General features: G+C 65.5%; 19 protein-coding genes. 12 read left to right on the top strand and 7 right to left on the bottom strand.

Annotation, left to right across the window (positions count from 1 at the left end; translation table 11 throughout):
• Positions 1 to 9: 9 nt before the first annotated feature.
• Together ACSFA3_RS06870 and ACSFA3_RS06865 are read left to right on the top strand one after the other, a co-directional pair.
• Positions 10 to 1,692, top strand: a complete 1,683-nt coding sequence (locus ACSFA3_RS06870; RefSeq protein ID WP_435504983.1) for a GMC family oxidoreductase — start codon at positions 10 to 12, stop codon at positions 1,690 to 1,692.
• A complete protein-coding gene (locus tag ACSFA3_RS06865) occupies positions 1,689 to 2,984 on the top strand; it encodes a hydroxymethylglutaryl-CoA reductase, degradative (RefSeq protein ID WP_435504623.1) in 1,296 nt (431 codons plus the stop codon). Before ACSFA3_RS06870 ends, ACSFA3_RS06865 begins: the two co-directional genes overlap by 4 nt.
• A gap of 1 nt (position 2,985) precedes the next feature.
• On the opposite strand, the gene ACSFA3_RS06860 is transcribed toward ACSFA3_RS06865, so the two are convergent.
• The 3 genes from ACSFA3_RS06860 to ACSFA3_RS06850 all read right to left on the bottom strand — a co-directional run bounded on the left by ACSFA3_RS06860 (position 2,986) and on the right by ACSFA3_RS06850 (position 6,121).
• Positions 2,986 to 4,635, bottom strand: a complete 1,650-nt coding sequence (locus ACSFA3_RS06860) for an AMP-binding protein (RefSeq protein WP_435504622.1) — start codon at positions 4,633 to 4,635, stop codon at positions 2,986 to 2,988.
• 7 nt (positions 4,636 to 4,642) lie between these two features.
• On the bottom strand, positions 4,643 to 5,308 hold the full coding sequence (locus ACSFA3_RS06855) for a glutathione S-transferase family protein (RefSeq protein WP_435504621.1): 666 nt from the start codon (positions 5,306 to 5,308) through the stop codon (positions 4,643 to 4,645).
• Positions 5,309 to 5,392: 84 nt separating this feature from the next.
• Positions 5,393 to 6,121 (bottom strand): TetR/AcrR family transcriptional regulator, encoded by a 729-nt coding sequence (locus ACSFA3_RS06850; protein WP_435504620.1) that lies wholly within the window; start codon positions 6,119 to 6,121, stop codon positions 5,393 to 5,395.
• 123 nt (positions 6,122 to 6,244) lie between these two features.
• Here ACSFA3_RS06850 and ACSFA3_RS06845 point away from each other — a divergent pair, with 123 nt between their 5' ends.
• From ACSFA3_RS06845 to ACSFA3_RS06835, 3 genes are all read left to right on the top strand, one after another.
• Positions 6,245 to 7,087: a hypothetical protein gene (locus ACSFA3_RS06845; protein ID WP_435504619.1), complete on the top strand. Its 843-nt coding sequence runs from the start codon at positions 6,245 to 6,247 to the stop codon at positions 7,085 to 7,087.
• Between the two features lie 235 nt (positions 7,088 to 7,322).
• Positions 7,323 to 9,821, top strand: coding sequence for an AI-2E family transporter (locus ACSFA3_RS06840; protein ID WP_435504618.1), 2,499 nt, complete (start codon positions 7,323 to 7,325; stop codon positions 9,819 to 9,821).
• A 5-nt stretch (positions 9,822 to 9,826) separates the two neighbouring features.
• Complete coding sequence (locus ACSFA3_RS06835; protein WP_435504617.1) at positions 9,827 to 10,945, top strand: zinc-binding metallopeptidase family protein; 1,119 nt, start codon at positions 9,827 to 9,829, stop codon at positions 10,943 to 10,945.
• Here ACSFA3_RS06835 and ACSFA3_RS06830 read toward each other — a convergent pair.
• Positions 10,942 to 11,964, bottom strand: a complete 1,023-nt coding sequence (locus ACSFA3_RS06830) for a LysR family transcriptional regulator (RefSeq protein WP_435504616.1) — start codon at positions 11,962 to 11,964, stop codon at positions 10,942 to 10,944. The two genes, ACSFA3_RS06835 and ACSFA3_RS06830, sit on opposite strands and share 4 nt — an antisense overlap.
• Before the next feature lie 94 nt (positions 11,965 to 12,058).
• Between ACSFA3_RS06830 and ACSFA3_RS06825 the strand changes: the two genes are divergently transcribed.
• From ACSFA3_RS06825 to ACSFA3_RS06815, 3 genes are read left to right on the top strand one after another with little or no spacing between them, the layout of a single operon-like run.
• Positions 12,059 to 13,060 (top strand): Bug family tripartite tricarboxylate transporter substrate binding protein, encoded by a 1,002-nt coding sequence (locus tag ACSFA3_RS06825; RefSeq protein ID WP_435504615.1) that lies wholly within the window; start codon positions 12,059 to 12,061, stop codon positions 13,058 to 13,060.
• 6 nt (positions 13,061 to 13,066) lie between these two features.
• A complete protein-coding gene (locus tag ACSFA3_RS06820) occupies positions 13,067 to 14,068 on the top strand; it encodes a hydroxyacid dehydrogenase (protein ID WP_435504614.1) in 1,002 nt (333 codons plus the stop codon).
• A gap of 4 nt (positions 14,069 to 14,072) precedes the next feature.
• Positions 14,073 to 14,777, top strand: coding sequence for an RraA family protein (locus ACSFA3_RS06815; protein ID WP_435504613.1), 705 nt, complete (start codon positions 14,073 to 14,075; stop codon positions 14,775 to 14,777).
• Positions 14,778 to 14,802: 25 nt separating this feature from the next.
• Here ACSFA3_RS06815 and ACSFA3_RS06810 read toward each other — a convergent pair whose 3' ends face one another.
• Both ACSFA3_RS06810 and ACSFA3_RS06805 read right to left on the bottom strand, forming a co-directional pair.
• A complete protein-coding gene (locus ACSFA3_RS06810) occupies positions 14,803 to 15,381 on the bottom strand; it encodes a M23 family metallopeptidase (protein ID WP_435504612.1) in 579 nt (192 codons plus the stop codon).
• A 262-nt stretch (positions 15,382 to 15,643) separates the two neighbouring features.
• The gene (locus ACSFA3_RS06805) at positions 15,644 to 16,750 is read right to left on the bottom strand and encodes a GSU2403 family nucleotidyltransferase fold protein (protein ID WP_435504611.1); all 1,107 of its coding nucleotides are present in this window, start codon (positions 16,748 to 16,750) and stop codon (positions 15,644 to 15,646) included.
• Between the two features lie 136 nt (positions 16,751 to 16,886).
• Here ACSFA3_RS06805 and ACSFA3_RS06800 point away from each other — a divergent pair, with 136 nt between their 5' ends.
• Positions 16,887 to 17,666: a TerC family protein gene (locus tag ACSFA3_RS06800; RefSeq protein WP_435504610.1), complete on the top strand. Its 780-nt coding sequence runs from the start codon at positions 16,887 to 16,889 to the stop codon at positions 17,664 to 17,666.
• Between the two features lie 30 nt (positions 17,667 to 17,696).
• Here ACSFA3_RS06800 and ACSFA3_RS06795 read toward each other — a convergent pair whose 3' ends face one another.
• The gene (locus ACSFA3_RS06795) at positions 17,697 to 18,149 is read right to left on the bottom strand and encodes a DUF3429 domain-containing protein (protein WP_435504609.1); all 453 of its coding nucleotides are present in this window, start codon (positions 18,147 to 18,149) and stop codon (positions 17,697 to 17,699) included.
• Positions 18,150 to 18,183: 34 nt separating this feature from the next.
• Here ACSFA3_RS06795 and ACSFA3_RS06790 point away from each other — a divergent pair, with 34 nt between their 5' ends.
• The 3 genes from ACSFA3_RS06790 (at position 18,184) to ACSFA3_RS06780 (ending at position 21,538) form a co-directional block, all read left to right on the top strand.
• Positions 18,184 to 19,119 (top strand): EamA family transporter, encoded by a 936-nt coding sequence (locus tag ACSFA3_RS06790; RefSeq protein ID WP_435504608.1) that lies wholly within the window; start codon positions 18,184 to 18,186, stop codon positions 19,117 to 19,119.
• A gap of 94 nt (positions 19,120 to 19,213) precedes the next feature.
• Positions 19,214 to 20,599 (top strand): esterase-like activity of phytase family protein, encoded by a 1,386-nt coding sequence (locus ACSFA3_RS06785; RefSeq protein ID WP_435504607.1) that lies wholly within the window; start codon positions 19,214 to 19,216, stop codon positions 20,597 to 20,599.
• Positions 20,600 to 20,710: 111 nt separating this feature from the next.
• Positions 20,711 to 21,538, top strand: a complete 828-nt coding sequence (locus tag ACSFA3_RS06780) for an HDOD domain-containing protein (RefSeq protein ID WP_435504606.1) — start codon at positions 20,711 to 20,713, stop codon at positions 21,536 to 21,538.
• Positions 21,539 to 21,547: the final 9 nt, after the last annotated feature.

Genomic DNA, 21,547 nt, shown 5'->3' with positions numbered 1-21,547 from the left:
AGGCGCGCGATGCCGCCGCCGCCGGATCAGGCGGAATTCGATTTCGTCATCGTCGGTGCGGGCGCGGCGGGCTGCGTGCTGGCCAACCGGCTGTCGGCGGACGGCAGGACCACCGTCTGCCTGCTCGAAGCCGGCCCGCCAGACGACAACCTCTTCATCCACATACCGGCCGGCTTCATCAAGCTGGCCTATGACCCGAAATACACCTGGCAGTACGAGACCGAGCCAGGCGACGGCACGGCCGGCCGGCGCATTCCGACCACGCAGGGCAGGACGCTCGGCGGTTCCAGTGCGATCAACGGCTTCAACTGCACACGCGGCCAGTCGCAGGACTACGACGGCTGGGCGGCGCTCGGCAATCCCGGTTGGCGTTATGCCGACGTGCTGCCGTACTTCAAGCGCAGCGAACGCCGCATCGGCAGCTTCGATTCGCGTTACCGGGGCGGCGACGGTCCGCTGCCGATCGCTGATTGCGACTGGCGCCATCCGCTGTGCGATGCCTTCATCGAGAGCGCGCATGCCATCGGCGTGCCGCACAACCCCGACTACAACGGCGCGCGGCAGGAAGGAGCGGGCTATTACCAGCGCTGGATCCACAACGGCCGGCGGCACAGCGCAGCCGTCGCCTTCCTCAAGCCGGCAATGCGGCGCGCGAACCTCACGGTTTGCACCGGCGCGCAGGCGACGAAGGTGCTGCTCGACGGCAACCGCGCATTCGGCGTGGCCTACGTCCAGGATCACGGCAACGGCAATCCTGGCCAGATGCGCCTGGTTCGCGCGCGATGCGAAGTGGTGCTGTGCGCCGGCGCAGCGAACACGCCGAAGCTGTTGCTGCTTTCCGGCATCGGCGACGCGACGCGACTTATCGCCCTCGGCCTGCCGGTGCGCCACCACCTGCCGGGTGTCGGCGAGAACCTGCAGGACCACCACATGGTCCGCTCGGTCTGCCGCGTCAAGGACGCAACGACGCTGAATCAGACCGCGCGCGGCGCGCGGCTGCTAGGGCAGATCGCGCTCTGGTGCCTGCGCAGGCCAAGCATCCTTTCCATCAGTCCGTCGGTGGCCTATGCGTTCTGGAAATCCGATCCCGCGCTCGACCGCGCCGATCTGCAGTTCCATTTCAGCCCCGGCAGCTACAAGGAAGGCGTTGCCGGTTTGCTGGACGACTTCCCCGGCATGACGCTCGGCTTCTATGCGCTGCGCCCGAAGAGCAAGGGCACGCTGCGCCTGCGCTCCGCCGATCCGTTCGACGCGCCGCTGATCCAGCCCAACTACATGAAGGAGGAAAGCGACCGGCACGTCGTCGCAGCAGCTTTGCGACTGACCCGCGCAATGCTGCACGGCGAGGCGCTCAGCCGCTTCCGTGAGCGCGACGAGTACCCGCCCGAATCCGCCGTCACCGACGAAGACCTGATCGAGTTCGCCCGCCAGCGCGGCGGCACCGCCTGGCACCTGATGGGAACCTGCCGCATGGGGCCGGCGAGCGATCCGGCATCGGTCGTCGACAGCGAATTGCGCGTGATCGGCCTGCAGGGCCTGCGCATCGCCGATGCGTCCGTCATGCCGACCATGCCGTCCGGCAACACGCAGATCCCGACCATGATGATTGCCGAGAAGGCCGCCGACATGCTGCTCGGGCACGCCGCACCGCCGGCCGAATATCCCGAACGAGAGAGAGACAGGACACCATGACCGTCGATTCCAGACTCCCCGATTTCCGCAAGCTCACGCCCGCGCAACGCCTCGAAGCGCTCGGTCGCGCAGCCAATCTCTCGGCCGACGACCTGGCGCTGTTGTCCACCCCCGGCGCGCTGAGCCCGGCGCTGGCCGACGGCATGATCGAAAACGTCGTCGGCACGTTCGAGCTGCCAATGGGCGTGGCCGCGAACTTCGTCGTCAACGGGCGCGACGTGCTGATGCCGATGGTGGTGGAAGAACCGTCGGTGGTGGCGGCTGCATCGTTCATGGCGAAGCTGGTGCGTGGTTGCGGAGGCTTCGAGACCTCGAGCACCGAGCCCTTGATGCGTGCGCAGGTGCAGGTGCTCGGCACCACCGATCCATACGGCGCGCGGCAGGCGCTGCTGCGGCATCGCGCCGAGATTCTCGAAGTCGCGAACAGCCGCGACAAGGTGCTGATCGGCCTGGGCGGCGGCAGTCGCGACATCGAAGTCCACGTGTTCCCGGATACGCCGCGCGGCGCGATGGTGGTGATGCACCTGATCGTCGACGTACGCGATGCGATGGGCGCGAACACGGTCAACACGATGGCCGAATCCGTGTCGCCGCTGGTCGAGAAAATCACCGGCGGCAAGGTGCGGTTGCGCATCCTGTCGAACCTGGCCGACCTGCGACTGGCCCGCGCCCGCTGCCGCGTTACGGCCGAAGCGCTGACGACGCCCGAGCGCAGTGGCGCTGAAATCATCGAAGGCATCCTCGACGCCTACACCTTCGCTGCGGTCGATCCGTACCGCGCCGCGACGCACAACAAGGGGATCATGAACGGCGTCGATCCGGTGATCGTCGCGACCGGCAACGACTGGCGCGCGGTCGAGGCGGGCGCGCATGCGTACGCGAGCCGCAGCGGGCGCTACACCTCGCTGACGCGCTGGGAAAAGGACACGTCGGGCGCGCTGGTCGGCACGATCGAGATGCCGATGCCGGTCGGGCTGGTCGGCGGCGCTACCAAGACGCATCCGCTCGCGCGCCTTGCGCTGAAGATCCTCGCCGTCAGGTCGGCGCAGGAACTCGGCGAAGTGGCCGTTGCCGTCGGGCTGGCGCAGAACATGGGCGCGCTGCGTGCGCTCGCGACCGAAGGCATCCAGCGCGGGCACATGGCGCTGCATGCACGCAACATCGCGCTGGTCGCGGGCGCTGTCGGCGACGAAGTGGACCGCATCGCGCGCCGCATGGCCGACGAGAAGGACGTTCGGACCGATCGCGCCGTGGCGTTGCTGCAGGAGATGCGCCAGGTCGGCGGCGGCTGAATCAGCGCTTCTTGAGCGCGCACAGGTCGATCATTCCCGGCAGCGTCTGCGGATCGCTGTCTTTCGGGAAGATCGCGTGCTTCTGGATCTTGTGCGTGCCGGTGGTCGGAATGGATTCGGCGAACCAGACGTAGCCCGGCGCCTTGTAGTACGCGAGTTGCGCGTGGCAGAAGTCGAACAGCATGCGCGCCGCCTGCTGCCGCGATTCTTCGTCGCCGGCCGGCTGCTTCAATACGACGCAGGCGAGCACTTCTTCTTCGCGGACCTCGTCGGGCACACCCATCACCGCGACCTGTGCCACCAGCGGATGCGTCTGCAGCAGCGCCTCGACTTCGGCCGCCGCGATGTTCTCGCCCGAGCGCCGGATGATGTTCTTGCGCCGGTCGACGAAGTGCAGCATGCCGGTCGCGTCGCGCACGACGACGTCGCCGGTGTGGAACCAGCCGCCGCGCCAGGCGTCTTCTGTGGCGACCGGGTCGTCGAGGTAGCAGGTGAAGAAGTCCTTGCGCGGCGTGGCTTCCGAATGCCGGATGACGAGTTCGCCCGGCGTGCCGTCGGGCAGTTCGTCACCGGCTTCGTCGACGACGCGCGCTTCGGTGCCCGGCACTGCTCGCCCGAACGCGCGTGTGCCGACCTGGCGCGGCGGCATGTTGTCGACCAGCATGCGCACCATCTCGGTCATGCCCCAGAGTTCGAGCAGCGGAAAGCCGAAGCGTGCTTCGAACACGGCGTGCAGTTGTGGCTCGACGCCAGCGCCGAAACCGAATCGCACCTGATGCCGGCGGTCCGGAATACCGCCTGCATCCACCGGCTGGTTCAGAAGCATCGGAATCACGACGCCGAGGTAGTGCACGACCGTGGCGCGCGATTCGCGCACCTCGGTCCAGAAGCGCGAAGGCTGGAATCTGTCGGTCTGCACCTGGCAGTTGCCGGTCAGCAGCACGCAGTAGAACGACAGGATCGACGCGTTGACGTGGAACAGCGGCAGCGGGTTGTAGATGCGCTCCTGTCCCTCGCGCAGCGTGGCCAGTCCGCCGCAGGTGGCGTAGGCGCGGCCGGCTGCCAGTTCGTACCGGTGGGAGAGAACGCAGCCCTTGGGTCGGCCGGTCGTTCCAGATGTGTAGAGGATGCTGGCTGGCGTTTCGGACGTGACCGGCGAGTCGTCGGCAGGACGTTGCGGACGCGGCAGGGCGTTGTCGAAAGATTCGAACACGACGACTTCGGGCCGATGCGCCGACTCGGCCAGCGCGGCCAGTGCGGCGTCAAGCAGCGCGCGTCGGCCTTCCAGCACGACCACCAGATCGACGCGCGAATGATCGATGAGGTAGGCCAGCTCGCGACTGCGGTAGTCGGGATTGATCGGCACGCAGCACGCGCCGAGCGTATTCAGCGCGAGCTTGTGCAGCATGTGTTCGGGCCGGCTTTCGAGCAGCAGGCCGACACGGTGCCCGCTGCCGTAGCCGGCGGCCTGGTACTGCGCCATGAGAGCGCGCACCTGTGCGGCGGCGGCGTAGAAGCCGATCTCGTAGCCCTGCGGGTGGTAGGCGCGTGCTGCGTTGGCGGGCACGGCCATGAGGGCGTTGGCGCCATAGCGCGTGGCCGCGGCGAACAGGGTCTGGCCGATGGTGCTGTGGTCGTCGATCTCGATCATCGGGGGCTCAGGGTTGCGTATCGGGTGCCGGCACGGTCGACACGCCCTGGTCGCCTGCACTTTGTTTTTCGACCCGCAGCGCGCGCCTGAAGGCTTCGCGCTCCTGCAGACGCTGCCAGTAAGCCGCGACGGCGGGCGTGAACTGCGCGGAAAGGTCCAGGTGCTCGGCCAGCATCAGCGCGTAGCCGACCGATACATCGGCTGCCGTGAATCGTCCGCAGAGGTACGGTTGCGCGGCCAGCAGCGGTTCGAGCGACCGCAGCCTCGACAGGAACCACTTCGAATAGTCAGCCGCCACCTGTGGCGAGCGCCGGTCTTCCGGCTCGAAGCGGCCGTAGCGCAGCACCAGCGTCTGCGGAAAGGTCAGCGTGGCCTCGCCGAAGTGCAGGTAGTTGAGGTACGCGGCGAACTCCGGCTCCTGCGGCTCGACGTTCAGCGGCGTCGGGGCGGACTTCGCAGCCAGGAACTGGCAGATGGCGGCGGACTCGGTCATGCGGAGCTCGCCGTCGAAGAACGCCGGGACAGTGCCGAGCGGATTGATCTTCAGAAACTCGCGTGCGCTGGCCCGTGGCGGAAACGGCAGCAACTTCAGCGTGTACGGAACGCCGAGTTCCTCGAGCATCCAGAGGACGCGGAACGAGCGGGCGCTGACGCAATGGTGCAGTGTGAACATCGACCCCATTATTTCGTGGTCGGGTCGTTTCAAGGCTCGGGCCGATCCCTCGATTTTCGATTCGCGTGAACGGAAGATCGTCGTTCACGCCCGATGCCGCCCTGCGGCATCGGGGGCTGGCTGAAGCACGTCGAAAGCGGCGACCAGCCGGTCGATCGCGTCGTCGATCACGGCCTGTCGCTGCCCGGCGTCGAGCGGGACGAGGAAGCCTATCGCGTCCTCGATCAGCAGGTGCGAGATGCCATGGACCAGACCCCAACTGGCCGTGATGCCTGCGGCAATGGTGGCTTCGGACGCCGCCGGATCGAGCACCGCCTCGACACAGCTGCGCAGCAGGAGAAACGCGCTTGCCGAAGCGCTTCCAGCCGCCGTGCCATCCGTGCAGGGGTCTGCGAGGCGCCGCGAACGCCTGCCGGAGAACATCAGGCGGAAGAGCTGCGGATGCGCTTGCGCAAAGGCGATGTAGGCACGCCCGGCAGCCGCCAGGCGCTGCCGCGGCACATCGCTGACCGCCTGCATGTCCAGTCGCATGCGATCGGCAAGGCGCGCGAAGCCGGTTTCGGCCAGTGCCGAGAGAAGTGCGTCGGTATTGGCGAAATGATGCGCCGGCGCGGCATGGCTGACCTGGGCGCGCCGTGCCGTACCGCGCAACGAGAAGCCCGCCAGGTCGGTCTCGACCAGTTCCTCTTCGGCGGCGGCGAGCAGGGCCGCGCGCAGGTCGCCGTGGTGGTAACTGCGCAGCGCTGGCTCAGCCGGGTGCTCCGATCGATCGTGACGCGCGACTTTGCCGATCGTCTTTGGTGCTCTTGCCATGCCAATGCCTTTTCAGATCCGGACGCCGATGAACGAACAGATTTTATCTAGACACCGTCCAGATTAAACTTTACAGTGTCTACATGGTGGCGGCGTCCGTCACCTTCGATGAAGAATCAAGACATGAAACTGGATGCAATCTTTTCTTTGCCAGCTTCTTCCGTGCCCAAACGGAGCCCCCGGTGCCTGGGCGACTGGGAGCCGTTGATGAGTCGGCTGGGACTGGCGCTGGCGGCCTTGGTGCCGGTCTTGATGGTGGCTGGCGCGATGGACGATCGCGCAATCGCAGGCGTCCCGATCTGGGTCAAGCCAATCAGGTTTGCGCTGGCCTTGTCGATCTACCTTCTGACGCTGGGCTTCTTCGTCCGGTTCGTCGATCGCGCGTGGCGCAAGCGAATCGCTTTCAGGGTGCCTGTCTTTGCCGGCGCGGCGGCTATCGTGATGGAGCAGACCATCATCACGCTGCAAGCTGCGCGGGGCGTGGATTCGCACTTCAATTTCGCCACGCCGCTCGACGCGGGCCTGTATGCCGCCATGGGCGTGGGTTCGCTGGTGCTCACCGCAATGACGCTGCCGGTGGCATGGGGCGTTGCCCGCAGCAGGACGACCGTCCTCGACATCGGCATACGCCAGGCCATCGTCATCGGCCTGGTGCTGACATTCGTGCTGACATTGATGACGGCCGGGACCATGGCCATGCATGGAGGTCATCAGGTCGGAGGCTCGACGGGTATGTCCCGAAGCCTGATGCCGATAGGGTGGCTGCGCGATGCAGGTGACCTGCGGGTGCCGCACTTCTTTGCCACACATGCCATGCACGCCTTGCCGCTCGTGGCGTGGATGGTTGCGCTGGCACGCTCCGGCGACCGGCGCAGTGCCGTTGCCTGCGCCGTCCTGTATGCCGTGGGAGTTGGAGCCCTTTTTGCCCAAGCTCTGGCCGGTCGGCCGTTGCTGGTCTGGGGTTGATTTCCATCGGCTAGGCGCCAGTCTGCCGACAGAGTTCACCCACAAGCCGCTTTCGGTCGCTGCCGCCTGTTCCCGTCCGACACGGGGGAGGTCGTTCCTCGACTAAGTTTTCTGCCGGATCGCATCCCGGCGGTCGATATGTCTGTGGACAAATGAAAAATTCTGCCTTCGTGGACCTTTGCGGGTCGTCCAGAGACTTCGCATCAACGGTGCCTGTTCGAGCGGCGCACGCGTCATGAGCGCGCTCGATCGCGAAGCGCGGCTTGCAAGCCGGAGTGTGATGGAGGGCCCGCAGACCGGCAACGCGCCGCTGACGGCCATCGCCGGCGCTGTGCCGGAACTCAAGATGATGGTCGGGCTGATCACTGCTGCAGTGCTGATCGCCGCTCTCTACTTCGGGCGCGAAATTCTGGTGCCGTTGGCACTTTCGATCCTGCTCGGCTTTGTGCTGGACCCCCTCGTCGTCCGATTGAAGCGCCTGGGGCTGCCGCGTGCGCCAGCCGTCATCGTGGTGGTGCTGTTCACACTGTCGCTGATCGGCCTGGGTGGCCTGTTTCTCGGAAACCAGGTCAGCACATTAAGTGCGGAATTGCCGACTTACCAAAGCAACATCACGACCAAGCTGCGCGGCCTGCGCACCGATTTCAACCAGCCGGGCGTGTTCGACGGTGTGGTCAAGACATTCAATACGTTCAAGGCCGAAGTCGACATCGCGCCTCCGGCTGCCACGGCGGATTCGGGCCAGCGCCGAAACGCAGCGGCGGCGCCGCAGCGCGTGCTGGTCGAGGAGCGACCGACTTCGGCTTTCCGGCAGATGCTGGCCGTGCTCGAGGCCGGAAGCGGTCCGCTTGCGAATGCCGGCATCGTGCTGGTCTTCGTCGTGCTGATCCTGCTCGACCGGCTGGATCTGCGGGACCGGATGCTGCGGCTCTGGGGTGGCAGCCTGCAGCGCTCGACCGACGCGATGGACGAGGCCGGCGCCCGCATCAGCAAGTACCTGACGATGCAGCTGGTCGTGAACCTGTCCTACGGCGTGCCGATGGGACTGGGGCTCTGGCTGATCGGCGTGCCCGGCGCGCTGCTCTGGGGAGCCGTTGCGGCGGTGATGCGCTTCGTGCCTTATGTGGGCCCGATGATTTCGGCGGTGTTCCCGCTGGCGCTGGCATTTGCGGTGGATCCGGGATGGAGCATGGTGCTCTGGACCATCGGACTGATCGTGGTGCTGGAGATGGTCAGCAACAACATCATCGAGCCATGGCTGTATGGCGCGAGTACTGGTCTGTCGGCGATCTCGCTGATGGTTTCGGCCATCTTCTGGACAGCGCTGTGGGGTCCGGTCGGGCTGATCATGTCGACGCCGCTGACCGTCTGCCTGCTGGTGATCGGCCGCTACCTGCCAAGGCTGCAGTTCCTGGATGTGCTGCTCGGCAGCCAGCCGGCGCTCGACGCTCCGACCCGCGTCTATCAACGATTGCTGGCAGACAACGTCGAGGAAGCCATCGAGCTCGCGACCGAGCAGTCGGTCGAGGGCAAGGTGACGCCGTTCTACAGCGAAGTCGGCCTGCCGGTGCTGCGCATGGCGACCACCGACCATGCCAGCAATTCGACAGCCGAACACCGGCTGCGCATCGTGCGCGGCATGGAGGCGCTGATCGAGGAGCTCGAAGAGCAGTACCCGCCCCCCGATGCCGCCTCGACCAATGGCGTGCCGCTGACGGTCTGCATCGGCGGCAAGTGGGAGGTCGATACGCTGGCGGCCCGCATGCTCGCGCATTCGCTTTCGCTCGAAGGCCAGCCCGCCGAGCACCGGACGGCTGCGACAGTCACCGCAGACTACATCTCGCGCCTCGACCTCGCCGGCGTGCAGACAGTGTGCCTGTCGTACTTCAGCCCCGAACCGCAGGTGCAGGCGCGCCATTTCTGCCGTCGCCTGCGCCGTCGCTGGCCCGACGTGAAGATCGTGCTCGCGCTGTGGAACGCGCCAGCCGAACTGCTCGGGGAAGACGCCTGCAAGTCGCTCGGCGCCGATGCGGTCGTCACGTCGATCAGCGAAGCCATCGTGCGCACGGCGGCCTTCACCGGCGTCGGCCTGCCGGATGGGTTCATGGCGCCAGCCACGCCGGAAAACGATGCCGCCCGGCTCGCCGCCGTGCGTGCGAGCGGCGCGCTCGACCCGCGTGCCCAGCCGCTGTTCGACACCATCGCCAAGCGGGCGGCGGATATCTTCGATATGTCGATGGCGCTGGTTTCGGTCATCGAGGAGGACCAGCAGAGCGTGCGCGGCGCGCACGGTGTGCTCAATTCCGTGGACGGTGCCTCGGGAGGCACGACCGGCGACCCGGTCGCCACCGTTGGAGAAGACCTGAACATGCCGAGATCGCTGTCGATGTGCGGTCATGTCGTCGCCAACTCGCAGACGCTGATCGTTCCCGACGTGGCACGCGATCTGCGCTTCGCCGGAAACCCGGCGCTTCAGTCCAAGGGCGTTCGCTTCTATGCCGGCGCGCCGTTGCGCGATGCGGGCGGTCACGTCCTGGGTGCGCTGTGCCTGCTCGACACGCGGCCGCGCGCGCTCGACCAGCGCGAGGTGCGGCTGCTCGAGGCGATGGCAGCGGATGTCATGAACGGCCTGCGTGAAGCTTCGCGGCAGTGGGGCGAACTCGCACCGGTTTCTGTTGCCGACGATTCCGCCGCGGCGCCGTCGGCCACCGTCGGCCAGCTCATGCCGGGCTGATCGCCGTGCCGCTCACACACACGCCGGTCGTCAGTCGGGCCTACAAGTGCCAGTGCGGGCGGCCGGTGTTTCTGCGGAACACGCAATGCGTGAACTGCGGCAGCCAGCTTGGCTACGACACCACCCGGTTGACGATGACGGCGCTGGTGCCCGGTCCGGCTTCGGATCAATGGTGGCTGGCGGGACAGGTCGGCGGTGCGCTCTATCACTTCTGCGCCAACCGGCAGAGTGCGGCGGCCTGCAACTGGATCATCAAGGTCGATGGCAACGCCACGGCCAACGTCGAGAAACCGTGCCTTGCCTGCAGCCTGAACCGGCAGATGTTCGACGTCTCGCAGCCGCGCAACTGGCATCGCTGGCGTGAACTCGAAGCTGCCAAGCGCCGGCTGATCTCGCAATTGCTGGCGTTGCGCCTGCCGGTCGAAAAGAAGATTGGAACCGGGCCCGGCATTGCGTTCGACATGCTGGAGCAGTTGCCGCAGGGCAAGCCGGTGCTTACCGGTCACCACCACGGCGTCATCACGCTCAACGTCGCCGAGGCCGACGATGCCCATCGTGAGGCAACGCGCGCCGCAATGCGCGAGCCGTACCGCACGCTGCTCGGCCACTTCCGCCACGAGATCGGCCATTTCTACTGGGACCGGCTGGTGCGCGACGACCCGGTGAAGCTGGCCCAGTTCCGCGCGCTGTTCGGCGACGATCGGGCCGACTACGCGAAGGCGCTGCAGAAGCACTATGCGGAGGGTCCGCCGTGGGGGTGGGCTCTGACCTACATCAGCAGTTACGCGTCGACCCATCCGTGGGAAGACTGGGCGGAGACCTGGGCGCACTACCTGCACATCACCGACACCGTCGACACGGCGGCGAGTTTCCGGATCGACACTGACCAGGCGGAGACGGAATCGGAGCCGTTCCAGATGAAGGATCTATGGCGCGCCGACCTGCCGGGCGCCAAGGGCTTCCTCGAGATCCTTAACGCCTGGGTGCGGCTCACGCAGGTGATGAACGAGCTTGCGCGCAGCATGGGCCAGCAGGACGGGTATCCGTTCGTGCTGCCGTATCGGGCGGTGGCGAAGCTGCAGTTCATTCATGAGGCGATCGGGCAGCAGCGGACGGCGGGTTAATCGAGTTTCAGGGGGTGTGCAGCGGTCTTGTCTCGACTGATTTCGAGATCGACACCGCCGAGTTCTCTGCCGATGTCGGCCAGCATGCTGCCTAGCGCGACGGGACGTTTCTCTTCGTTGTCGATCAGCCCCTCACCCCGCGCCTGAAGCAACGCCACAAGCCGTCGCGCAGCCGGCGACAGATATGCACCGCTCCGATACGTCACCCCCAGCGTCCGCTGCAACGTCGTCTCGGCCAGTGGCACTTCCTTCAGTACACCGTCGCTCCCGCTCCCCAACGTCCGCCGCGAGATGAAGCTCAGCAGCCCGGTGCGCAGGATCAGTGCCGGCAGCAGTGGGATCGAGTTCGCGCTGATCTGCACGCGCGGCAGCGGCAGGCCGCGCGACTGGAAGACCGCGTCGAGCCACTGACGGCTCGGAATCGAAGCAACCGGAAGCACCCAGCCGAAAGCGGTCAGCGCTTCCAGCGTGATCTCCGGCAGCGCAAAGACCGGGTGATCCGGGCTGGTCGCGACGACGGCCGTGTCGTCGAATATCGGATGCGTCTGGAACTGCGGATCTGTCAGCGGAATGAGGCCGATCAGCAGGTCGATGCTCCCTTCGCGCAGCTGTTCGCGCAGCGCCATGCTCGGGCCGACGGTGATGTCGATGGTCGTGCCGGGCGCTTCCGACAGCAGCATCCGGCACAGCGCGGGCAGCACGTTGTCCGCAGCGATCGGTCCGCTGCCGATGCGCACGTGCCCGGCGTTTCCCTGCGCGAAATCGTTGACCTCGCGCAGCGCTTCTTCCGATGCGGCGCGCAGCAATCTGGCACGCGCGAGCAGCACTTCGCCGACGGCCGTGGTCTGGATGCCGCGACCGGCACGCGTGAAAAGCGGCACGCCGAAAGCCGTTTCCAGCCGCTGCATGCATTTGGTCAGCGCGGGCTGCGAACGCCCCAGCTTCTCGGCCGCCTGTCCCAGATGACCGAGTTCGGCAACGACTTCGAAAAAAGCGAGGTCACGAAGATTCAGTGTCATTCATAACTTAAAGAGATGGGTGGATGAACTTAATCGAATGGACGGAATGAATCAAGGTTGGGAAGATCCGCCGCAAATCACCAGGAGACAACCCATGGTTCAAAGACGCCTTCTTATTAGTGCAGCCGCCGCTTTCTCTGCAGCCGCGCTCCCGTGGATTGCCGCCGGAAACGCTTCGGCCCAGTCGGTCGGAGCCTGGCCGCAACGGCCGATCCGCCTTGTCGTGCCGTTCCCGCCCGGCGGCAGCGCCGATTTCCTAGGCCGGCTCGTGGCCGAGAAGATCACCGTCCAGACCGGCTGGGTCGTGATCGTCGAAAACCGCGCAGGCGCCGCCGGCAACATCGGCCTCGACGCCGTGGTGCGTGCACCGGCCGACGGCTATACCTTCGGCATCGGACAGACCGCCAACATGGCGATCAACCCATCGCTGTACGCCAAGATGCCTTTCGATCCGCTCAAGGACCTGGTGCCTGTCGCGCTGGTCGCTTCGCAGCCGATGGTCGTCACGGTAAAGACGGATTCGTCGTTCAAGACGATGGCCGATCTCGTCGTCGCCGCCAAGAAACGCCCCGAGCCGATGCGCGTCGCCTTCGCCGGCAACGGCACGGTCGGCCATCTCGCCATCGAACTGCTGGAGCGCCGCGCCGGCATCACGCTGCTGAACGTACCGTACAAGGGCGCCGGCCCGGCGGTGAACGACCTGCGCGCCGGACACGTGGATTTCTACATCGGCAACTCGGTGTCGGTGCTCGGCCAGGTGAAGGGCGGCAGCCTGCGCGCGCTGGCCGTGACCTCGCCGGCGCGGCTCCCGGCGCTCGCCAATGTGCCGACCGTCGCCGAGTCGGGCTTTTCCGATTTCGACGCGCAGACCTGGTCGGGCGTCGTGGCGCCGGTGGGTACGCCACCGGCCATCCTCGAGCGGATGTACGCGGAAATCGGCAATGTGCTGGCGCGTGCGGACGTGCTGGAGAAGCTCGCGAACGAGCGCAGTACCGCCGCGACGGGACGCACGAGCAAGCAGTTCGGCGAGCTCATCTCCAAGGAACATCGCAGCTGGGGCGACGTCGTGCGTCAGGCCAACATCCAGCTGGATTGACGGGCGATGCGCGACTTCACCGTTCTGGTCACCGCGCCGACGCTGGCCGCGCCGGGCGCGCGATTGCTGCACGACGCCGGTTGCCGCGTCCTGTATCTGCCCGCAGACAGCGACGACGAAGCAGTCGGCCGGATCATGTCCGCCGAGCCCGTCGACGCCGTCATCTCGCGCACCGTCCTGCTCACGGCGCGCGACATGGACGCCTGCCCGACGCTGCGCATCGTGTGCAAGCACGGCGTCGGCGTGCCCAACATCGACGTGGCTGCCGCGACGGCGCGCGGCATTCCGGTCTGCGTAACGCCGGGCGCCAATGCGCAATCGGTCTGCGAAATGACGCTCGGGCTGATGTTCGCCGCGGCCCGCCGCATCTCGTGGATGGACGCCGAGCTCCGCGCCGGCCGCTGGTCGCGTGCGCAGGACGGGCTCGAACTGCACGGCCGCACGCTGGGGCTGATCGGCCTCGGCGCGGTCGGCCGCAAGGTTGCTGCGGTGGCGATGGCGCTGGGCATGCCGGTCGTGGCTTTCGATCCTTCGGTGGCAGCGTTGCCTGCCGCGCTCGACGGCGTGCGCCTGTTGCAGAGCGTCGATGCGGTCGTCGAAGCAGCCGACGTGTTGAGCCTGCATGTGCCGCTCAACGAGGCCACGCGCGACCTGATGAGCGCGGAACGCATCGCGCGCATGCGGCCCGGCGCGATCCTGATCAACACCGCGCGCGGCGAAGTCGTCGACGAGGTGGCGCTGATCGCCGCGTTGCGCAGCGGCCATTTGCGCGCTGCGGGACTCGACACGATGTCGATCGAGCCGCTGCCCGAAAACCACGCGCTGCTCTCGCTGCCGAACGTCGTGCTGACACCGCACGTCGGCGGCTCCACGCGGGCCGCGCTCGACGCGATGGCTCTCGGCGCGGCGCGCACCGTTCTGGCGTATCTGCAGAGCGGCCAGCTGGACCTGTCCGCCTGCGTCAACGCGACCCGGATTTCTCTACCGATTCAACCCAACGCCCAGTGACCCAATGAATATGTCGATCGCAAAATCCGCCGCCTGGCCGCCCGGCTACCGAATCAACCCCCGCGCCGACAACCTGCCGGCCACGCTGATCGACGCTTTCCGCCGCATCCCCGTGGCCGTCGCCGGCGACTGCATGGGCCGCAGCGTCGGCGCCGTCGGCCTCACCGGCTATCACGGCAGCCTCGACGCCGTGCTCTGCGGCCAGGCCGTCACCGTGCGCGTGCGTCCCGGCGACAACCTGATGATCCACAAGGCGCTGATGATGGTTCAGCCTGGCGACGTGCTCGTCATCGACGGCGGTGGCGACCTCACGCAGGCACTGATCGGCGGGTTGATGCGCACGACATGTCTGGTGCGCAAGCTCGGCGGACTGGTCATCGACGGCGCGCTGCGCGATCGGCTGGAATGGGCTGAGGGCGGGCTACCGGTGTTCGCGCGCGGGCATACGCATCGCGGGCCGAGCAAGGAGGGGCCGGGGGAGATCAATGTGCCTGTCGCCTGCGCGGGGTTGGCTGTGATGCCGGGGGATTTGATGCTGGGGGACGCGGATGGGGTGATTGCGATACCGGCTTCGGAGGCGGAACTGGTGCTGAAGCGGGCGGTGCTGCATCTGGAGAGGGAGGCGGGGATTCGGGCGACGAATCTGGCGGGGAATTCGGATCCGGAGAGGTTCGATGCGGTTTTGAGGGGGAAGGGGTTGCCGGTTTGAGGACGGTTCTGATTTCTGGAGCGCGCTAGAACAGAAGGCTGATCCGATAAATCGGCTGCTGGCTAGCTGATCTAGTTTGATCCAATTGCTTGAATCTGCAGCGACTGCGGAGAGGGTCCTTGCGATAGATGCGGCTGTCGAGCCTCACTGTCGCCTCGACCTTGCTCAGATGCATGTACAGGCTGTAGTAGACGATCTGCGTCGCCGTGTCGCCTGCGGCGCCGATGTCGGTGGTGTGTTCGACGATCACACAGCCGTTGTCGGTCCACGCGGGCTTCCCGTTGGGCATGTAGTTCTGAGGATGCGCGGGGTCGGCATTCTGCGGCGCGGGCTGGTTCACGAAGATCACCTTGCCGTCGGCAATGGCGCAGACGGGCAGCGCGCCAGCTGTCTCGTGAGGCGCCACCAGGTGGATACCGTTGTGCCATTGCAGGGCGGCGCTGACCGGGTAGGAGCCTTCGAAGGCGCGTGTGCCGGGCGCCCGGGAGCGCGGCTGGGTCATGGCGCGGGCGAGCCAGGCGGATTCGTCTTCGGTCGTTGCAGGTGCGGTGGCCGTGGCGGGCGTGACTGTGCGCGCGGGGAGGAAGGGTGGGCTGATGATCATGAAATCACCGCCGCGTGAACTTTCACGGTGCGCACCAGCGCATCGTTCTGACTTTCGAAAACTGACATCCGATAGCTCCCTGAACCAGCCCTTCAAACGAGGGCTTGGCGGGATTATGGGAAGTCGCTCGGGACAGGCTTACATCGGGGTGAAGCACAAAGTTCTAGCTGGCATACATCCTGTAAGCCGACCGAATTCATAGTCACGCACCAGCGACCGAAAGTTCGTACAGCGATTCAAGCAACAAACTCAGCGAGACGGTTCAACGCGCCTTCGACGGCAGCGAAATCACCGGACCGGGCTTCAAAACGGCACCGAGCTTTTCAGCGATTTCCGGATGAAAGACTGCGAGTTGCGCCAATCCCTCCGAGGCACGTGAACGCCAGCCTATGCCGCGGCTCATCAGGTCGGTACCCGCATCGGCCAACGCGCGCGGCGAGCGTTCCATCGCGTAGGACACCAGGGATGCAACCTGACCCGCATCCTTGGCGATCTTCGAACGGAACTGCTCTTCGCGCTCCGCCATCACGATCAGCTTATGAAGGGCATAACGGACGGGAGACGGTATGTTCACGACGATCGCGTCTTCGCCGGAAATGATGGTGGTCTGGGTCGTCTTCTCAAGTGAGAACTCCATGAACTTCAAGGGCTGGAGATTGACGTTGAGCGGCGCGTGGCGGTAGACATCGTCTTTGCGTCCAGCGACTGTCAGCAGATCGATCCGCATGTCACCCCGACCGGCATTCAGGTAGGTCGCGCCTTCGCCAGTGGTGATCGATCTTGCCGGCAGCAGGCCCATTTCCAGAGAAGTGATGGCGTCATGCACATCCGCTTCCATATTTGTCGGCAGCGCGAGGGAGACATTCTTGCCTGCGCGAGCGAAATCGATGTCATTGGTTCGCCATCCGCCCGTCCAATGCACACCCAGCATGTTCGACATGGCGATGAAGGCATGGGTGCCGATCAGCACGCCGCCCGCGCCGAAAAATCCGTGTTCGGCAAGTCGTTTGATGACTTTGAAATGCGGACGAAGAATCGTTTGGCAACCCAGCGCAGTGCACGCCGCGGCCAAGCGGTTGACGCTGTCCGATGCCTGTGTTCTGCCTTCCTCGCGTTTTTTGATCAGTGCTCGCAGCCTGTCGTCGTCGGGTCCCAGGTAAACCTGTTTCAGCTTTCCCTGCAAATCGCGAAACTGCCAGTACCAATATTGGATTCCTTTGACTTCCTTCTTGTTGAACGAGCCCGGTAGATCCGCAACCGAACGCTCCGGCATCCGTGACTGCGTCTGCTCGACAAGCTCGGAAAAGTTGGTCTGAGCCGATACGGGCAAGTCAACGAAAAGATCTGGTACGACAGGCGTTGGCGGCATCGAACCTATACTCTATAAAAATAGAGTGAAGTATAACTTTCGAGCTCTAAAAGACCCAGCCGAATGCTGGTCATCAACAAAGATATCCCAATCGACGGGCATCATCCGCCGCACCCAATTTCAGCCAAGGAACGCTGTGGAAAGCCTGCAAGCCCTATTTTCCGATCCCACCGCGTGGGCGGCGCTCGTCGCGCTGGTCATCATGGAAGTCGTGCTCGGCATCGACAACCTGATCTTCATCTCGATCCTGTCGAACAAGCTGCCGGCGCATCAGCGCATGAAGGCGCGGCGCATCGGCATTGCGCTTGCGTTGGTCATGCGGCTCGGTTTGCTTTCGATGATCGCGTGGCTGGTCGGCCTTACGGCGCCGGTTTTCGATCTCGGCATCAAGGGCTCGCTCGACGCGGCCGGCGTGCCGAGTTTCGAGACGCAGTTCTCTTGGCGCGACCTGATCCTTATCGCGGGTGGCCTGTTCCTGATCTGGAAGGCGACCAAGGAGATCCATCATCACGTCGATCCGGTGCGGCCGTCCGAAACCGGCGGTGCCGCGAAGGTGGCGACGATCGCGTTCTCGTCGGTGATCGTGCAGATCGTGCTGCTCGACATGGTGTTTTCCGTCGACTCGATCCTGACGGCCGTCGGCATGACCGACAACCTGGCCGTGATGGTCATCGCCGTCATCGTCGCGGTCGCCGTGATGCTGATCGCCGCCGAGCCGCTCGCCAACTTCATCAATCGCAACCCGACCGTCGTGATGCTGGCGCTCGGCTTCCTGCTGATGATCGGCGCGGTCCTGATCGCCGACGGCTTCGGCGTGCATGTGCCGAAGGGCTACATCTACGCGGCGATGGCGTTCTCGACGCTGGTCGAGGTGTTCAACATGCTGTCGCGCCGGGCGCAGAGCCGGGCGGGGTAATCGGTGGATTAATCGGCGGGTCGATCGACGCTAGCGCAGGGCGGGTATCAGTGCCCCGGCAAGGCAGCTCGCGACCGCGCCCAGCGTGAGCTGCAGCCGCATCGGCAACCATGCCGACAGGCCGGCCCGGACGTACATCCGCCGGTCGACCAGGTAGCACAACGCCAGCAGCGCGGCCAGCGCCGCGAGCACCAGGCGCGACGGCAGCAGCAACAGCACCAGCCAGGCCGCGAGTTGCGGCATCACGCCCCAGGCCAGCGCGGCAATGTCGCGGCCGCCGTCGCGCAGTGCCGGTCCCCAGTGCACGCCGCCGAGGAATGCAGTGATCGTCGCTGCGTAGGTCGCCAGGGCGAAGGTGGCGGCACCGACGGCCGGCGTGTCGCGCACGGCCCAGACCCAGGCAGCGCCGGCGAAGAACGGGATCAGGCCGGCGTAGCCGAGCAGGCGGGCGGTGCGGGGATTGAAGTGGTCGTCGGGTTGCATCCGGCAAGTCTAGAACGCGCACACAATCCCCGGCATGAAAGCCGCCTCTGCACCGAGCCCCCAAGCCCCCCTCATCGGCACCGATCTCCTCGCCGCACTCGGCGCAGTCGTTATCTGGGGCCTCAACTTCGTCGCGATGAAGTTCTCCTTGCGCGACTTCACGCCGTTCCAGCTCGGCGTGTTCCGCTATGTCTTCGCGGTGCTCCCGCTCATTTTCTTCATCAGGAAGCCCGCCCTTTCGTGGCGCTGGCTGATCCCGGCAGGCCTTGCGCAATTCGGCCAGTTCGGCTTCCTGTTCGTCGCGTTGCAGGTCGGGATGACGGCTGCCCTCGCTTCGGTGATCCTCCAGACGCAGGTGTTCATCACCACGCTGCTGGGTGCGTTCCTGCTGAGCGAGCGGCTCGGCGGGCCGTTGCGTGTCGGGCTGGTTTTTGCCGCGGCCGGGCTGGGTTGCTTTGCGCTCAACGTGTTCAGCGGTGCACCGACCGGCGGCATCACCTTGCTTGGCCTGGCGCTCAACCTGTGTTCCGCGGCGATGTGGGCAACGTCGAACATCATCGCGCGTCGCGCGCAGCAGGCGCAGCCGGGCTTCGACCCGCTGCAGTTCATGGTGTGGATGTCGCTGGTGCCGATCCTGCCTTTCGCGGCGATGTCATGGCTGTTCGATCCCGTCGCCACGCGCTGGCAATGGATGAACGCAAGTCCTGGGGCCTGGGCCGGCGTCGCGTATCTGGGCTGGTTCGCGACCATCGCGGCCTACACGATGTGGACAGGGCTACTCACGCGTCATCCCGCCAATCGCGTGGCGCCGTTCAGTCTCGGCGTTCCGGTGGTCGGTCTGGCGGCCGGCATGCTGCTTCTCGGCGAGCAGGTGACGCCGTGGCAGTGGGTAGGAAGTGCTTGCGTCGTCGCCGCACTTGGCGTCGTGATGTTCGGCGGGCGGTTGATCGGCAGACTCCGAACGGCATAGCCGGCGCAGGAACGCGTCATTCGCGTGTCATGCGGGGTCGGCATCGTCGCGGCTTTGCGGTTCATTCGCCGCTTCCACTGCCTCAAGCCTCCACATGCTCTCCATCACCCGCATCGCCGCCTGCGCAGCCCTGACCTGCGCCGCACTCGGTTCCGCCCACGCGCAGCAATCCCAGCAAGTCCAGCAAGTCCAGCAAGCCTTTCCGGCCACGCTGGCCGGCCACGCCGTCCTTCCCGCGCAGAGTTTCGTCGCCGCGCCGAAGAACGCACCCGTCGACCTGCAGACCAGCGGCAAGTTCACGACTGCCAGGCGCGTCGAGCAGACCGGCTCCGTCGAAGGCACTTCGGCAGGTCGGCCGACCGGCGTCTCGCTGCCTTTCAAGGGCCAGCCGCTGCAGGGCCATTCCGGCATCAGGCACATGCCGGACGGCTCTTTCTGGATCCTCACCGACAACGGCGCTGGCGCCAAAGCCAACTCGCCGGATTTCATGCTCTACCTGAATCACTACAAGGTGGACTTCAAGAGCGGCGAGTTCAAGCGCCAGAAGACGGTGTTCCTGCACGACCCCGAGAAGAAGGTGCCGTTCCGCATTGCCGAGGAAGGCACGAAGGAGCGCTATCTCACCGGTGCCGATTTCGATCCCGAAAGCTTCCAGTTCGCCGACGGCGCGATCTGGATCGGCGACGAGTTCGGCCCATTCCTGATCAAGGCCGACATGAACGGCAAGGTGCTGGCCGTGTTCGACACGCTGGTCGACGGCAAGGTCGTGCGTTCGCCGGACCATCCGGCTGTCGCGATGCCCGGCGCGCCGGATGCGAAGGTGCCGGCGTTCGAGGTCAAGCGCTCGAAGGGCTTCGAAGGCATGGCCACGTCGAAAGACGGCAGCAAGCTCTATGCGCTGCTCGAAGGTCCGCTGTGGAACGACGCGGCCAAGGCCTATGAATCGGTCGACGGCGGCAGGCAGTATTTGCGCGTCCTCGAATTCGACGTCAGGGCCGCGCAATGGACCGGCCGCCACTGGAAGTACGTGCTCGAAGCCAATCACCATGCCATCGGCGACTTCAACATGATCGACGACAGCACCGGTCTGATCATCGAGCGCGACAACGGCGAAGGCACCGCCGACAAGGCCTGCCCGGAAGGCCAGAAGCGCACCGACTGCTTCCACGATCTCGCGAAGTTCAAGCGCGTCTACAAGGTCGAGCTGACCGATGCCAACGCAGGTGCCGAGCTGCGCAAGATCGGCTACATCGATCTGCTGAACATCCAGGATCCGCAGCGCATCGCGAAGAAGCCGACCGCAAACGGCGCTCTGGCTTTCCCTTTCTTCACCATCGAAAACGTGGATGTCGTCGACGCCACGCACATCGTGGTCGGCAACGACAACAACCTGCCTTTCAGCAGCAGCCGCGAGCCGAACAAGGCGGACGACAACGAACTCGTGCTGTTGGAAGTCGGCGAATTGCTGCGCGCGCGATGAAAACCAAATACCACTCGGCTACGCCATTCGGCTAAATATTTCTAAATGTATCTGGTGCAAAACGGTCGTTTGTTTTAAAAGCTCGGAAAGGCTTTTGACGGACGGCGCACCATGGATTTCATTCAGGACGTGATGGCGGGCAGGGTGAAACTGCCGATGGTTCCGCGCGTGGTCGAGCGCGTGCTTTCCGTCATCCGCAAGCCCGACGCCAGTTTTGCGGACGTCACGGAGGAGCTGGAGCAGGATCCGGTGCTCAGCTCGCGGGTCCTGCGGCTGGCGAATTCGTCGTTTTTCGGCGGTCGACGCTCGCTGGCGTCCATCGAGGACGCGGTGTCGACCGTCGGCCTGAATTCGCTGCAGACGCTGCTGATCGCCAGCGGCGCGATGGCGGCCTTCGTCGAAGTGCCGGCCGTGAACCTGCGGCAGTTCTGGATGGTGTCGGTGATCAGCGCTTCTTCAGCGCGGCAGATCGCGGCGCGTGCCGACGTCAATGGGGAGATGGCTTATTGCGCCGGACTGCTGCAGGGCGTCGGCCACCTGATCCTCTGCCAGAGCCATCCCGACGAAGCGTTGGGCGCGATGCTGGGCTACCGGACGCTGTGGGGCCAGGAGCTGGCGCTGGTGGAAGCGGCGGCTTTCGGGGTGACGCACCCGATGATCAGCGCGATCTGGGCCGACCGGCTGGGGTTGCCGAGGGAAGTCGTCGCTGCGATCCGCTATTCGCTGGAGCCGATCGGCGGCGCGGCGCCCAACCTCGGCCGCGTCGTGCAGCTGGCCTCCAACGTCGCGGCTTCGGTTTCTGCCGGCGTAAGCGTGGAGGATGCGATCGGGCGGGTGGACATGGCGCTGGTCCAGCGGCTGAATCTCGAAACCTATGTATCGAGCGGACGGTTCAGCACGGATTTCGACGAGTTGCAAACGCTATCGGTGCCGCTCTAGTGAGCAACG

Source organism: Variovorax glucosi (assembly GCF_051216695.1).
Taxonomy (GTDB): Bacteria; Pseudomonadota; Gammaproteobacteria; order Burkholderiales; family Burkholderiaceae_C; genus Variovorax.
The sequence above is the reverse complement of the archived record's forward strand: the minus strand, read 5'-3'. Positions and strand labels throughout refer to the sequence as shown.

What these genes read in the sequence shown, in the direction of transcription:
- ACSFA3_RS06870 (WP_435504983.1), top strand. Translation starts at nt 10, where the DNA reads ATGCCGCCGCCGCCGGATCAGGCGGAATTCGATTTCGTCATCGTCGGT.
- ACSFA3_RS06865 (WP_435504623.1), top strand. Translation starts at nt 1,689, where the DNA reads ATGACCGTCGATTCCAGACTCCCCGATTTCCGCAAGCTCACGCCCGCG.
- ACSFA3_RS06860 (WP_435504622.1), bottom strand. Translation starts at nt 4,635, where the DNA reads ATGATCGAGATCGACGACCACAGCACCATCGGCCAGACCCTGTTCGCC.
- ACSFA3_RS06855 (WP_435504621.1), bottom strand. Translation starts at nt 5,308, where the DNA reads ATGTTCACACTGCACCATTGCGTCAGCGCCCGCTCGTTCCGCGTCCTC.
- ACSFA3_RS06850 (WP_435504620.1), bottom strand. Translation starts at nt 6,121, where the DNA reads ATGGCAAGAGCACCAAAGACGATCGGCAAAGTCGCGCGTCACGATCGA.
- ACSFA3_RS06845 (WP_435504619.1), top strand. Translation starts at nt 6,245, where the DNA reads ATGAAACTGGATGCAATCTTTTCTTTGCCAGCTTCTTCCGTGCCCAAA.
- ACSFA3_RS06840 (WP_435504618.1), top strand. Translation starts at nt 7,323, where the DNA reads ATGAGCGCGCTCGATCGCGAAGCGCGGCTTGCAAGCCGGAGTGTGATG.
- ACSFA3_RS06830 (WP_435504616.1), bottom strand. Translation starts at nt 11,964, where the DNA reads ATGACACTGAATCTTCGTGACCTCGCTTTTTTCGAAGTCGTTGCCGAA.
- ACSFA3_RS06825 (WP_435504615.1), top strand. Translation starts at nt 12,059, where the DNA reads ATGGTTCAAAGACGCCTTCTTATTAGTGCAGCCGCCGCTTTCTCTGCA.
- ACSFA3_RS06820 (WP_435504614.1), top strand. Translation starts at nt 13,067, where the DNA reads ATGCGCGACTTCACCGTTCTGGTCACCGCGCCGACGCTGGCCGCGCCG.
- ACSFA3_RS06815 (WP_435504613.1), top strand. Translation starts at nt 14,073, where the DNA reads ATGAATATGTCGATCGCAAAATCCGCCGCCTGGCCGCCCGGCTACCGA.
- ACSFA3_RS06810 (WP_435504612.1), bottom strand. Translation starts at nt 15,381, where the DNA reads ATGATCATCAGCCCACCCTTCCTCCCCGCGCGCACAGTCACGCCCGCC.
- ACSFA3_RS06805 (WP_435504611.1), bottom strand. Translation starts at nt 16,750, where the DNA reads ATGCCGCCAACGCCTGTCGTACCAGATCTTTTCGTTGACTTGCCCGTA.
- ACSFA3_RS06795 (WP_435504609.1), bottom strand. Translation starts at nt 18,149, where the DNA reads ATGCAACCCGACGACCACTTCAATCCCCGCACCGCCCGCCTGCTCGGC.
- ACSFA3_RS06790 (WP_435504608.1), top strand. Translation starts at nt 18,184, where the DNA reads ATGAAAGCCGCCTCTGCACCGAGCCCCCAAGCCCCCCTCATCGGCACC.
- ACSFA3_RS06785 (WP_435504607.1), top strand. Translation starts at nt 19,214, where the DNA reads ATGCTCTCCATCACCCGCATCGCCGCCTGCGCAGCCCTGACCTGCGCC.
- ACSFA3_RS06780 (WP_435504606.1), top strand. Translation starts at nt 20,711, where the DNA reads ATGGATTTCATTCAGGACGTGATGGCGGGCAGGGTGAAACTGCCGATG.